General features: G+C 61.2%; 15 protein-coding genes and 1 pseudogene. 10 read left to right on the top strand and 6 right to left on the bottom strand.

Features of this window, described 5'->3' with window-relative positions:
- A partial coding sequence (locus A3AS_RS0133715; protein WP_198293747.1) for a porin occupies positions 1–216 on the bottom strand: 216 nt, incomplete at its 3' end.
- A gap of 485 nt (positions 217–701) precedes the next feature.
- Here A3AS_RS0133715 and A3AS_RS0133710 point away from each other — a divergent pair.
- The 3 genes and pseudogenes from A3AS_RS0133710 to A3AS_RS45915 form a co-directional block, all read left to right on the top strand.
- Positions 702–1,580, top strand: a complete 879-nt coding sequence (locus A3AS_RS0133710; RefSeq protein WP_018321893.1) for a recombinase family protein — start codon at positions 702–704, stop codon at positions 1,578–1,580.
- A gap of 990 nt (positions 1,581–2,570) precedes the next feature.
- Positions 2,571–2,918 (top strand): IS66 family insertion sequence element accessory protein TnpB, encoded by a 348-nt coding sequence (tnpB, locus tag A3AS_RS0133695; protein ID WP_018321890.1) that lies wholly within the window; start codon positions 2,571–2,573, stop codon positions 2,916–2,918.
- Between the two features lie 121 nt (positions 2,919–3,039).
- Positions 3,040–3,759, top strand: a pseudogene (locus tag A3AS_RS45915) (transposase); the annotation flags it as partial.
- Between the two features lie 183 nt (positions 3,760–3,942).
- Here A3AS_RS45915 and A3AS_RS0133685 read toward each other — a convergent pair.
- Both A3AS_RS0133685 and A3AS_RS47845 read right to left on the bottom strand, forming a co-directional pair.
- Positions 3,943–4,224, bottom strand: a complete 282-nt coding sequence (locus tag A3AS_RS0133685) for a hypothetical protein (protein WP_157644465.1) — start codon at positions 4,222–4,224, stop codon at positions 3,943–3,945.
- A gap of 593 nt (positions 4,225–4,817) precedes the next feature.
- Complete coding sequence (locus A3AS_RS47845; RefSeq protein ID WP_157644464.1) at positions 4,818–5,099, bottom strand: hypothetical protein; 282 nt, start codon at positions 5,097–5,099, stop codon at positions 4,818–4,820.
- A 164-nt stretch (positions 5,100–5,263) separates the two neighbouring features.
- On the opposite strand from A3AS_RS47845, the gene A3AS_RS0133680 reads away from it, so the two are divergent.
- On the top strand, positions 5,264–5,473 hold the full coding sequence (locus tag A3AS_RS0133680) for a hypothetical protein (RefSeq protein ID WP_026202632.1): 210 nt from the start codon (positions 5,264–5,266) through the stop codon (positions 5,471–5,473).
- Between the two features lie 19 nt (positions 5,474–5,492).
- Here the strand turns inward: A3AS_RS0133680 and A3AS_RS0133675 are convergent, their stop codons facing one another.
- Positions 5,493–6,875 (bottom strand): tyrosine-type recombinase/integrase, encoded by a 1,383-nt coding sequence (locus A3AS_RS0133675; protein ID WP_018321887.1) that lies wholly within the window; start codon positions 6,873–6,875, stop codon positions 5,493–5,495.
- A gap of 293 nt (positions 6,876–7,168) precedes the next feature.
- On the opposite strand from A3AS_RS0133675, the gene A3AS_RS0133670 reads away from it, so the two are divergent.
- On the top strand, positions 7,169–7,399 hold the full coding sequence (locus A3AS_RS0133670; protein WP_183230334.1) for a hypothetical protein: 231 nt from the start codon (positions 7,169–7,171) through the stop codon (positions 7,397–7,399).
- 38 nt (positions 7,400–7,437) lie between these two features.
- Positions 7,438–7,836 (top strand): hypothetical protein, encoded by a 399-nt coding sequence (locus A3AS_RS0133665; RefSeq protein ID WP_018321885.1) that lies wholly within the window; start codon positions 7,438–7,440, stop codon positions 7,834–7,836.
- A 44-nt stretch (positions 7,837–7,880) separates the two neighbouring features.
- Here the strand turns inward: A3AS_RS0133665 and A3AS_RS0133660 are convergent, their stop codons facing one another.
- The gene (locus tag A3AS_RS0133660) at positions 7,881–8,447 is read right to left on the bottom strand and encodes an SET domain-containing protein (RefSeq protein WP_018321884.1); all 567 of its coding nucleotides are present in this window, start codon (positions 8,445–8,447) and stop codon (positions 7,881–7,883) included.
- Between the two features lie 163 nt (positions 8,448–8,610).
- Here A3AS_RS0133660 and A3AS_RS0133655 point away from each other — a divergent pair, with 163 nt between their 5' ends.
- On the top strand, positions 8,611–9,216 hold the full coding sequence (locus A3AS_RS0133655) for a hypothetical protein (protein WP_026202631.1): 606 nt from the start codon (positions 8,611–8,613) through the stop codon (positions 9,214–9,216).
- 23 nt (positions 9,217–9,239) lie between these two features.
- Here the strand turns inward: A3AS_RS0133655 and A3AS_RS0133650 are convergent, their stop codons facing one another.
- Positions 9,240–9,968 carry a TetR/AcrR family transcriptional regulator gene (locus A3AS_RS0133650; RefSeq protein WP_018321882.1) on the bottom strand — a complete coding sequence of 243 codons (729 nt, stop codon included), beginning with the start codon at positions 9,966–9,968 and terminating at the stop codon, positions 9,240–9,242.
- A gap of 106 nt (positions 9,969–10,074) precedes the next feature.
- Between A3AS_RS0133650 and A3AS_RS0133645 the strand changes: the two genes are divergently transcribed.
- The 3 genes from A3AS_RS0133645 (at position 10,075) to A3AS_RS0133635 (ending at position 12,480) form a co-directional block, all read left to right on the top strand.
- Entirely contained in the window at positions 10,075–11,472 is a 1,398-nt protein-coding gene (locus A3AS_RS0133645; RefSeq protein ID WP_018321881.1) for a carotenoid oxygenase family protein, read from the top strand.
- An 83-nt stretch (positions 11,473–11,555) separates the two neighbouring features.
- Positions 11,556–11,828 (top strand): hypothetical protein, encoded by a 273-nt coding sequence (locus A3AS_RS0133640; RefSeq protein ID WP_018321880.1) that lies wholly within the window; start codon positions 11,556–11,558, stop codon positions 11,826–11,828.
- Positions 11,829–11,904: 76 nt separating this feature from the next.
- Complete coding sequence (locus tag A3AS_RS0133635; RefSeq protein ID WP_018321879.1) at positions 11,905–12,480, top strand: hypothetical protein; 576 nt, start codon at positions 11,905–11,907, stop codon at positions 12,478–12,480.
- Positions 12,481–12,484 lie beyond the last annotated feature (4 nt).

Raw genomic sequence — 12,484 nt, 5'->3', positions numbered from 1 at the left:
CGAGTTGGTGTTCAGCGCGACTTCAGCGCGCAGATAACCACCCAGCTTGATGCAGGTGTCGGTGCCCGGGATGTAGTAGAAGCCCGCGCCGTACAGCGAGCAGATCTTCACGTATTCGACCGCCTTGGCCTTCACGGGCAGATCGGCTGCTTGAGCTCCGCCCACGGCGATCAGACCCGCCGCTGAGCCGAGCAAAAGGCTCTTAACCAACTTCATGTTAAACCTCCAAGTTGCTCTTCAGGGAAGGTCACTGACCGGACGGCCAATTCCCCAACCCCCTCTAAATCACCGCTCCGGGCTCCTTCGCGTCTTCGGACACACCCGCATGAACGCGAGGGACTTAAGCGAAATGACCTAAACGGGACGACCTCGGGATGCCCCCCTCCGTCGCCCAGTCACCATGATCGATGCCCCATGCACACACAACAAGAGAACGCTCCGAAACGGGCCTATGAAGCTTGTTTTCCGGCGGGTGTTGCACAAAAATCACGCAACTTCTTGAGAGGAATTCTCGTTTAAGCTATTGTTAGTTATTACAATTCTAGCGCTCACAGCTGCGTGAGTGCTTCGCCGACGAATGGGTCCCCAGGTCGGGAACATGCACGTCTAGTGCACCTGAAGGCCGGGAATCGATTTGCTCTTGGGGACGAATCGAGTGTCCGTTTAGACGGCGCAGCCAGCCATTCGGATCTAGGATCACTATGTCTAAAGAGAGCAACAAAAAGATCTCAGCGGCGCCAAGTTGGCTTGGCCTCACTCAAAACCGGTCGTCTTTCGTGTACCTCCCGGATCGGGCCGAAACCGTGCGAAAAATTTTCCAACTCGCGATCGGCGGGATGGGCAGCTACGCCATCGCGAATTATCTCGACGAAGAAAAGGTGCCGACCTTCACCGGATCGCTCAACTGGGACAACACCACCATAGACTCCATGCTCCGGAACCGGGCGACCTATGGTGAATACCAGCCGAAGTCCTTCGCCGCAGGTCATAAGAAGGGTATCCCGAGCGGCCCTCCCATTGCCGGCTATTACCCTGCAGTAATAGACAAGGCCACTTTCGATACTGCGCAGGCGGCACGCCAACAGAATCTGGCGCATCGTGGGCGCAAAGGAAATGACCTCGCTAACATCTTCGGCGGTTTGTGCTCGTGCGCCTACTGCGGTGGCGAGGTCATCTTCCATCGGATCTCAAACGTGCAGGTTCTGGTGTGCGAGCAGGTTTTGAACGACAGCGCATGCAGCCGCTCCGCCTGGACGTACAAGGATTTCGAGGCCACCGTTCTCGCCTTTTTAGCTCACCCGGCCTTGCTCGACAAAATGGGGGAGGAGCAAAGGACGTCGCTGCTCGGTCTTGCGGAAGAGATCAACAGTCTCTCGTCAGACGGCGATCGACGTTACACCAGAAGAGTGAATATAACTGTCTTGCTCAAGCAGATTGTCAACAGTCTGATCGTTCACAGCGCCGGCAACTTCAGCCTGCCTAGACACTCCTCAGCTCAAATTCGGAAGGACATGGACGGCAGATTTGTCGAGATTCAATTACGAGATGGCCCATATTACCGCTGTATTTCAATTAACTGAGACGCCGCCGCGGCTCCGCTAGGGAGCACCAGCGCGCCGGCCTCGTCGGGTATTTGTTCTCCTGCAAAGGCTTCATGGTGGTGCTGCACTTGAACTTGCCGCCGGTTCAAATTTGTCGACTACAGTTGAGAGCAAATCCGAGCAGCCGGGACCGGTTACGTGTCAATGGGGAATTCGATAAGACTGGATCTCTAGTTTCATCGCGAGGGCACACTCAACGCGTCGCTCGGCTTCAAGCAGAGGCGCCGCGATCGATTCTTTCAGTGGAATCTGGTGACCGCACTTGGGGCAGAGATGTGGCCCTCGTGGATCAAACAGACTAATCCGACCGGAGATCGTGTCTGACTCTCGACGGCCGACTTCCAATTGATCTTGGACATCGCGGCGCCATCCAAGCCGAAAGGCATCTCCAGTTCAGACAAGCCTCGCATCATAAGCGGGCACCTGCTCTCACCGTCGCCATGATCAAACATCCCGGTGTCGGAAACGCACCGACGCGATCGAGGCAGAGCCGGCCAGGATTCGTAGTATCCGTCCGGTGAAGGCCGCCTTGCCGAATGAGGCGTGTTGTTGAGAACTGTCCTTATGGACAGTGATAGGCGCAGTGCCCAAGTCGAACGGCTTGAGGTGGTGGACACGGGCCGGCGGCGGCGCTGGTCCGAGGATAAGAAGCTCAAGACCGTCCTGGAGAGCTCAGGCGCCGCGCCAAGTCGCGGCAACGGCGCGGCGGTATGGCGTTTCGCGCTCATTGCTGCTGCGATGGCGACTGTCGTTTCGGCCTGAGCCGAAGGATGCCGCCCATCAACCTGGCTTCGTACCGGCGATGGTGGTCGCGGAATCAGGGCCGACGCCTTGTCCAGTCGCACCGGCCAGCAGCGGCGGGTCCATCGAGATCGAGCTTGCTGCCGGGGCTCGGATGCGGATCACGGGTACGGTCGACGCGGCGACGCTGAAGGCCGCCGTGGCGGCGCTGGCAGATGGACGCCTTCGGTGATCCCCATTGCGTCGGGCGTGCGGGTGTGGATTGCGACCAGCCACACCGATATGCGTCGCGGCATGAACTCGCTGGGCTTGTTGGTACAGGAAGCGTTCACGCGAGACCCGCATGGCGGCGACCTCTATGTGTTCCGTGGCAAAAGCGGCAAGCTGATCAAGATCCTTTGGCACGATGGACTTGGCATGTCACTTTATGCCAAGCGGCTGGAGCGCGGCCGCTTCCTGTGGCCGTCGTCGGCTGATGGCGTGGTGACAATCACCCCAGCCCAGCTCGGCTACCTGCTGGAGGGCGTCGACTGGCGGATGCCGCAACATACCTGGCCGCGCAGGCGGCCAGGCTGATCGCTGGGATTTGAATCGGTGGCACGATCAGCGGTTCGGACAGAGACCGGGTCTTGCGATTCTCTGGTCGGCGATGGGCGCTGATGATTCTCTTTCCGATGATGTGACCACGCTGCAGGCGATGCTGCGCGCCGAGCAAGCGGCCCGTTTGGCCGCGGAAGCCGAGGCCCAGGCGGGGACTTTGCTGATCGAGAAGCTCAAACTCACGATCAAGAAGCTCCGGCACGAGGTTCGGACAGTCCTCCGAGCGAGGCACATTGCTGGACCAGCTCGAGCTACAGCTCGCCGACATGGAGGAGAACGCGGCGCAATCTGAGACCGCGGCGCAGATGGCAGCCGAGAAGATTGCGGTGCCATCGTTCGAGCGCCGCAAGCCAGCCCGCCGGCCGCTGCCGGAGCATTTGCCGCGGGAGCGCATTGTCTATCCGACCTGCGACCTGCCCATGCTGTGGCGACAGCCGATTGCGCAAGCTCGGCGAAGACGTGACCGAGACGCTGGAGCTCGTTCCGCGCCAGTGGAAGGTGATCCAGCACGTGCGCGAGAAGCTCGTCTGCCGGGCCTGCGAAGCGATCACCAGCCGCCGGCCCCCTCGCATCCGATTGCGCGCGGGCGTGCAGGGCCCAAGCTGCTGGCCCATGTTCTGTTTGCCAAGTACGGCCTGCACCTGCCGCTCAATCGTCAGAGCGACGTCTACCAGAGTGAAGGCATCGACCTCGACGTATCGACGCTCGCGGACTGGGTAGGTGCCTCCGCGGCAACCCTGAGCCTCTGGTCGATGCGATCCGGAGCCACGTCTTCGCAGCCTGGATCGCGCGGATCCTCACGTCGCGACCGAGCGTTCGCCATAGCTCGCCAACATCCTCCGGCAGGAGTTTGCCCCTTGATGAGACCGGCGACAGTTGTCCCGAATGCCTACCTGACGAGGAGCGCTAGCGAAAGTGAGGACTGGAGGCGGCCAGCCTCGTCCGCTTTGGACCCAATTGCTGATGTAAAGGCGGCAAAGACACATCTCCGCTTTGGCCATCATCGGACTGATTGGTCCTTCGGTATCAGCATGAGGCCGAGCAACGGATCGCCCTGAAGATCGCCGAGAATGATGCCGTGCCCCCCGCTAGCGCGGGGGCAGCCCTGATACAAAAAGATCTTCACAGTGTCATTCTTGATTAATCCCTTGATCACGCGATCAACGCGTGCGGTCAACAGCTCCCCTTGCAGACCTCGCGCGTCGCTGACCTCCGTGCGCTCATGGAAGGTTGCTTCGATGTTCTCGGGCGCATGAATGTCGGCGGGGACCTGCTCGAACATAATGCTCCGCCCTACCAAAATGGCGCACGCGGTCCCGCAAGTCATGCAATCGATCGCCAACGAGAGCGATTATGTACGTATATGCGCAGGCTAGGTCGTTGAACATGAGCGCGCACGCAACGGCGACTGCGTTCTCTCCGCCAACCTCGCAGCGATAGGCAAAGCCGGAACTGCGTTCTAAAATGCAATGATGCGCTCTCCGCGGAAAATGACACGACGTCGACTAACTCAAAGCCCGTCGCATGTAACGGTCTCCAAGATGTGCGCACGGCTATCGGTTGAAAAGCCCATTCAGGGGCGATTTCTCAAAGCTGCGCATGAAGATTCGTTGCGTCAATCCTGCCCGAGGTGATGCAAAAAGCATTCGCGCGACAGCCTGCATCGCGCGGCGGCTGGCGGTCTGGCTCTCGATGTTTCAAGGCCTTGCACGGACATCGACGAAATCTCGATCATGCTCTTCGCTACCAAACCCGTTCTAGATCCGAGTTTCGCGATACTGCGGCAACGTTCGCTTGAGAATACGGACAAGCGACCGGCGTGCTGAGCCAAATATGCATACTTAGTTACACATCGCACAACGTAATCGTTGTCCGCTATCTCGATTCATCATTGGCGAAGCTTGAGCAACTTAAAGCAACAAAGGGGCGATTTGATGCGCGTTCAACTAAATTGGTCACACCAATAGATGACGCAAAAAGCCAGTCACCGGAAAATGATTCCTCTCTTCTTCTCCTATTTTTCACTGGCTCACAATGAGGCTCGGCTCCTTCAGTTACCTCATAATGCTCGAAGCTTTCTTTGCTTTCACTAGAATGACGAGCCAACGCTGTGATTGCATGAATTGACGCAGAGCCTTCTTCCGTTAGATTCGTCATCTCTTGCGATCGCGAATCTGGCTGTCGAAACCAAGTTCACAGAGGCGGATGACAGGCGCGCTGCTCGAAAGCACGATGACGGCCTTGCTTGTGCGCAAACCGCGATGTCGGTCCCGACCTGGGCGGCGGACAAGGATGACCAGTCGAACACGAGGAAGGTCTCAATGGCAACGACAGACGGGCCCCATCAGAAAAGGACTCTGATTCCGTTGAAGAAGGCGTTGGAGCGCGGCGGTTTCGGTCGAACCAAGGCCTACGGGCTCATCAAGAAGGGAAAAATCATCGCCTACAAAATGGAGGGCCAGACCATGGTTGATGCCGCTTCGATCGACGCCTATCATATGAGCCTCCCTCGCATCGAGCCGAGCGGATGAGAGATGCGTTCTAACCTAGCTAGTTCGCCAATCTTTCAAAGGTTACCTCGATCGGTACAATCTTTTTTGGATCAGCAAAGCTGTCGATCCGGTCCGCCCAATGCTGCATCAGCTTGGTGCGTGAACCGATCAATGCCAGCGGTCCATGCCGTTTGTAAGTCGCCTTTACAGAGTCGCTTTCGAGATGCGCCAACTGTAATTCGATGACATCGCTGTCCCACGCCTTGGCTTCATTGACCTCCTCATGATGGCAAAGGGTCGAGAACGTGGTGCGGAAGCCATGGGCGCAATGTTCGGTCTTGGTGTCGATGCCGAGCGTTCGCAGCCGATGACAGAGCGTTCTGCTGGACAGCGGTCTGTCTTTGGCACAAGCGAAAACGTAGCGCCGACTGCCGGTGATCTGCTGCACGCGCCGTAGGACCGTGAAGGCTTGCCGCGACAGCGGCACGACATGGTCCCATCCGGTTTTCATCTTTGCCGCCGGGATGGTCCAGCGCTTGGCATCCCAATCGATTTCGGTCCATTCCATGTCGTTGATCATGCCGGGTCGAGGGACCGTCAACGCATCGACCCGGAGGGCATCACCGACCACATCGCCAAATCTGGTCTTCTCCCAAGGCGGCATGATTAGCCTGAAGAGACGAACCACATCCTGCGGCTCAGTGACGCCAGGGCGTGGCGTCGAGACGTGGACACTGAGTTGCTTCTTGCAGGCACGGAACGGATTGTAGCCGTCGCCTTCGAGGTCGGCGTAGTCGCAGACTTGCTCACCGATACTGTGGACCCGGTCACGGGTCTCTAACCTACCCTCAGCCTGCATCGCCCGGAAGAAGGCAAGCACGTCAGGACGCTTGATGTCCGGCCGGTAGAGCTTGCCGAAACGATCCTTCAGGTAGCCGGCCCATCTTTCGAGTAGCGCGATGGTTTCGGGACTGCGCACGGTGACAAGCCTGCCACGTTTGATCTTCTCGGTTTTCTTCTCGGCAAGCCATTCGTCGATCCACGCGCCGAATGGGCGTTCAGCTGCCTGGCGATGCCGTTCGAATTGCTTTTCGATTGAGGGATCGACCGGCCTGTCTTGTGCGAGCAGGGCCTTTGCGGTGTCACGTTTCTGGCGGGCTGTGGCGAGCGAGACGGTGCCATCGTTGCCGTTTCCGTAAGACCCGATGGAGTAGGTCTTCTGCCTGCCGTGAAAGCGATAGGCCATCCGCCAGAGCTTGGAGCCGGCCTTGCCCGGCCTGTTCGGGTCTGGCGCGATCAAGAGATAGAGACCGCCGCCAGTCACGTCCGAAATCTTGGTGGCTCTCCACGCGCCGTTCTCGAACTTCGGTCGGGCGACGCGGCAGTCGACATCGGTCCTGATCTGTTCGGGAGCGGCGTGCTCCTCCTTGTTGCGTGCCATCTGCTTTGGATTTCCTGTTATTCGGAATATCGAAAGTTGCCAAGAACGTTTGTTCTTCCGGTACCAACAGATACCAACAAAAGTGCCAACAAATCGGATGGCTAGGAGCGTATGAGAACAAACAGTGACGAACACCGATGTACGTAGAAGCATTTGTTTTTCAAGGGATTTTGTGCACCTCGCGAATAGCGTCGAACAATTTAGAACGGTCTTGAATAGGCGCCTTTCTTACCCACGAGGTAATCGAATTGGCCCTCGGGCCGGCGCATCTTCGGTTGCAACAGGAGATGACCATGATCGCGCTGCTGCTCTACCGGACCGTCGCAGACCACCTTGTTCCCTGGGCCACGGCCTTCGCAACGCGGATGCTGGCGCGCAGCCTCAACATGCCGGAGCCGCTGGTGCATTCGACCGGCGACTATGTGCTCGCGCAGGTCACGGCCTTCGAGCACGGCGTCGGCAGGAGCCTTTGTCCGTTCCGCCTCGCTCGCCTGCTCCGCGCCTGGTGGCGCGCATGGCACTGAGTTTCACCCCGAGCCCACCCCAACCATGGAGACCTCTGATGATCGATGCTTCCACCTTCCTGCGCCGCGCCCTGTTGGCCGACGCCATCTTCAGCGGCGTTGCCGCCCTCGGCTTCACTTTCGGCGCGAGCGCGTTCGCTGCTCTGTTCAACCTGCCCGAAGCGCTGCTGCGTGAGACCGGCCTGTTCCTGATCGCCTACGCCGCGCTGGTCGGCTGGCTGGCATCACGGGCCTCGGTGGCGAAGGCGCTCGTGCTGCTGGTCATGATCGGCAATGCGGCCTGGACCGTCGGCAGCATTGCGCTGCTGCTCTCCGGCGCGGTGTCGCCGAATCTTGCCGGCGCGCTCATGGTCGTCGCGCAGGCGATCGCCACCGGCGTGTTCGCCGAGCTGCAATATGTGGGATTGCGGAGAAGTGCGAGCGTTGTGGCGGCTTGAGGCCCGGGCTTGGCCGCGCATCAGTCGCGGCCATCGCGCCTCGGCTACGCCTTGGCGCGGCCGACCTTGCCGGCAAAGTGCTTGCCGTTCAGCTTCTTCTTTTTCACGGACGCGGTTTTCGCGCCCGCCTTCTGCGCCTTGCGCTCCGTGCGCGCCTTCACCTTGGCGCGCTCGGCCCGCGCCTCGGCGCGCAGCTTCTTGCGCTTCTTCTCGCAAGACTCGCACTTGCAACCGATCGGCTTCAGATAGGCTTTGAAATAGTCGGTGCCGTAATCGTAATTGATCTCGTCGCCCGGCTCGATGTTCCTGATGGCGCGGATGAAGACCTTGCGCTCGCGCGGCCGGACGTCGGACTCGGCGTTGGGCCGGCAGGAGTGGTTGATGTAGCGGGCGAGGTTCTTGCGCACCGAACCGTCGATGGTCCAGCGGCCATTGAGCTCGAACAGGTACTTATTCTCGATGTCGTCCTGCTCGGGGATCCGCGAATCCAGGATCGGTCCGAAATAGCGGATGATCCGGGTGCCCTTCTTGATCGGCTTGGTGGCGAAGAGGCCGAGCCCGGTCTTGGAGCGGCCGACGCGATAGGGTTTTTGCGAGGAGATGGCTGACATGATCAAGTAAAGGAGGACGCGAACGAGGCTGGAAGAGCCCAAGCGAAGCCGCTCTTCTAGAACGATTCCGCGCCGCTGTCAGGTCTATCGCACACCTGTTTGAACCTTGCCCACAATGAAGACGTCTGATGCTACGGAGTTCCCTGCGCTCGAAGCCCTCATGATGAACCACGTCACCTGCATCGGCCTGGCTGTCGTGATGATCTGCATCGGCCTGAACAGCGCCGCCGCCCAATCCGTGGGCAGCACATACACCTCGACCGCGCCCAAGGATTGCCGCAAGATCGGCAAGTCCAGCGAGCTCGACGGCAGCACCATGCGCATCTGTCCGGGCAAGGACGGCCTCCTGGTGCTGATTGCCAAGGACGATCTTCGCGAAATCGTCTCGGTCGGCCGCAATCGCAGGACGGCGGCCGAGGAACCGGCAGCTAAGGTCTGGTTCGCCCCGTTCAATTCGTCGGAGACCACGATCGAATGGCGCGCCGTGGGCGCAAAGCCGTTTGCGATCATCCAGCGCTGGCACATCGCCGATAACGCCGATCCCGACAAGCAGGGCCGGCCCAACACCAAGGCCATGCTGGTCGTGACCCGGCTGCCGCCGAGCCCGGTCTGTCACGTCGCCTATGTCGATGCGATCGCCAATCCCACCGCCAACGAGCTTGCGCGCAAGGCTGCGGACGATTTCGCCCGCGGCTTTGCCTGCGGCAAGGACGAGGTGAAGATCATCGGCACGCGCGGCCGCGCCGTCGAGCTGGCGACGATGCGCTAGAGCGTTTTCGGGCTCAACAGTCTCTACACGGGAAGTTTCGTGCTGATGGGCGCCGTCAGCATCGCCTCCAGCAGGCGTTCGGCCGTCGTCCCCTCGGGCAGCCGCCCGAGGATGTCCGCGAGCCGTCCATCGAGCAGCAGCATGGTGAAACCGTGCACCATCGACCAGGCGCGCGCGATCGCGGCGCCCTGGTTCAGCGTCAGCGCGTCTTCGCTGATCTGCTCCTGCCGCATCATGCCGATGGCGTTGGCAAGGCCCGCGAAGGAGGCTTCGGCGGCCTCGTGCAGCGAGGGTCTCGAATAATCCAGCCGCTCGGTGCGGAACATGATGCCGTACATGCCGGGATGCGCCTGCGCATAGGCGACATAGGCCTTCGGCCGCGCCAGCGCGCGCGCGAGCGGCGTGGTGGCGGCGTCGGACGACGAGGCCATCGCGGCGTTGAACTGGCGGAAGCCCACGGCCGCGAGTTCGCTGAGCAGGCCGGTGAGATCGCCGAAATGATGGGTCGGCGCGGCATGCGAGACGCCCGCCTCGCGCGCCACCGCGCGCAATGTGAGACCGGCGAGCCCGTCGCGTTCCAGCACCCGTTCGGCGGCCTTGAGCAGCGCCTCGCGCAGGGCGCCGTGATGGTACGGCGACTCGGTCTTCGCGCTCGCCGCGCCGCGCCTTGGGCGCGATGCCGCAGTCGACGTTGTCTTGCTGGGGGCACGCGCGCTTCGCGCCGTTTCGCTCTTGGTATCGGTCTTGGCCATTTGCAAGCTATATGACGCAATATTGACAGTGTAAAGATTTCGCTTGACCGATGCGGCAACCGGCGCTATCTGATCTTTACGATGTAAAGATAGGGAGGGATACGCCGTGCAGCACGACGCCGTCGCCGAGCGCCGCAACAATATCGCGCCGATCCCGTTTGAAGCGGACGCGCCATTCCTGAAGATCATCGGCGAATTGCCGCGCGAGTTAAACGGCGTGCTCTATCGCAACGGTCCCAATCCGCAGTTCGATTCCCCCGGCGCGCATTGGTTCGTCGGCGACGGCATGCTGCACGCCTTCCATCTCGAGAACGGCCGCGCCAGCTATCGCAACCGCTGGGTCCGCACGCCGAAATGGCTCGCCGAGCACGATGCCGGCCGCGCTTTGTTCGGCGGCTTCGGCCGCAAGCTGCCGGACGCGCCGGCTGATCTCACCGATGGCGGCGTCGCCAACACCAACATCATTTTCCATGCCGGCAAGCTGCTGGCGCTGGAAGAAGCGCATCTGCCGACCGAGATCGAGCCGGGCACGCTGGCGACGCGCGGCTATCACAACTACCAGGGCCGCGTCGCCGGCAGCTTCACGGCGCACCCGAAGATCGATCCGGTGACCGGCGAGCTCGTGTTCTTCGGCTACAACGCGGCGGGGCCGCTGACGCCTGCCCTCTCCTACGGCTCGATCGATGCCGCCGGCAAGGCGACGCGCTTCGAGCGGTTCGAGGCGCCCTATGCCAGCATGGTGCACGACTTCATCGTCACCGCGAACCACGTGCTGTTTCCGATCCTGCCGATCACAGGCAGCATGGAGCGCGCGATGCGCGGGCAGCCGCCCTATGCATGGGAGCCGGACAAGGGCGCCTATGTCGGCGTGATGAAGCGGAGCGGCGCGGCAAAGGACATCGTCTGGTTTCGCGGTGAAGCCTGCTACGTCTTCCACATCATGAACGCGTGGGAGGATGACAACCGCATCATCGCCGACGTCATGCAGTTCGAGGAAGCGCCGCTGTTTCCGCATCCCGACGGCCGGCCGACCGATCCGGAGAAGTCGCGCGCCCGGCACTGCCGCTGGACCTTCGATCTCTCGGGGAATACCGATCGCTTCCAGCAGACCTATCTCGACGATCTCACCGGCGAATTCCCGCGCATCGACGACCGCCACGCCGGGCTGAAAAATCGCCACGGCTGGTACGCCTGCGCCAATCCGCGCCAGCCGATGTTCGGCGCGCTCTCCGGCGTCGTCCATCTCGACGGCAACGGAAGGCGTCTCGGCCATTATCTGCTGCCCGCCGGCGACACCATCTCCGAGCCGGTGTTCGTCGAGCGATCGAAGGATGCGGCTGAGGGCGATGGCTGGCTGCTGGCGGTGGTCTGGCGGGCGCGGGAAAACCGCAGCGACCTCGCCGTGTTCAATGCCACCGATGTCGAAGCGGGTCCCGTCGCGCTGGTGCAGCTCGGCCACCGCGTGCCCGACGGCTTTCACGGCAATTGGGTGGGAGCGCAGTAACTCCCGTCCTTCTGGGGCGCGCCACTTGGCGCGCGCGCCCGGAGCCACAGCACGGACGTGTCACCAAAGAGGCCCGTATCCAGATGCCCTCAATCACCGCAGACTTCCTCGCCATCCTCGCCCTGGTCTGCGTCGCGCTCACATTCGAAGTGATCCATCTGCGGCGGAGCGGCCAAGTCATCTTCAACGGCGTCATCTTCAACGGCGGCATCCTGCTCGCCCTCGGCCTCGCGATCGCCTGCGCGCTCCCCATTCTGTCGCGCCTGCCCTGGGCGGAATTGGCCGACGAGGCGTCCGACCAGGCCGTTGCAGCCCTTCATCTTTTGGAGGTTGCCTACGTTATTTTGACACTGTAAAGATTCCTCTTGACCCGACCTCGCCTCTGAATTATTGATCTTTACATCGTAAAGATCGGCCTGACCGAGGTAGGCAATGGCGATTTTCCTGATCCTTGCGCCCTACGGCGCTTACAGCCTCCTGATGCTGGTGACGTCGGCCGCGATGAGCGTGTTCGTGGCCTCCGCGATCTGCCTCGGCACCGTCGCAATCGATGTGGCGCGCGGGCGCTCGGTGAAGACCCTGGCCGCAGGCTCGCCGATCGTGTTCGCCGCAATCGGCCTCTACCTCGTGCTGCTCGACCCGCAGCTCGGAACGCTCGGCGTCAAGCTGTCGGTCGATATCGGCATCTTCGTCATCTCGCTCGGCTCGCTGCTGGTCCGCCGTCCCTTCACGTTGCAATATGCGCTTGAAGCAGTGCCGGCCGAGACCGCGGCGATGCCCGGCTTTCTCTATGCCAATTACGTCATCACCGGCGCCTGGACCGTGGCCGCGCTGTTGATGGCGGCTGGCAATCTCGCGCTGCTCTACGTCCCCGGCCTGCCGCTCTGGTCGAGCCTTGCAGTCGCCTTCGCCGCCCGCAACAGCGCCATCTACTTCACAAAATGGTATCCCGAGTATCGCCAGATCAAGTACGGTACGCCTGCCCGCGCATTGCCCAACGCCCACTGAACAG

Source organism: Bradyrhizobium sp. WSM2793, assembly GCF_000379585.1.
Lineage (GTDB): Bacteria > Pseudomonadota > Alphaproteobacteria > Rhizobiales > Xanthobacteraceae > Bradyrhizobium.
The sequence above is the reverse complement of the archived record's forward strand: the minus strand, read 5'-3'. Positions and strand labels throughout refer to the sequence as shown.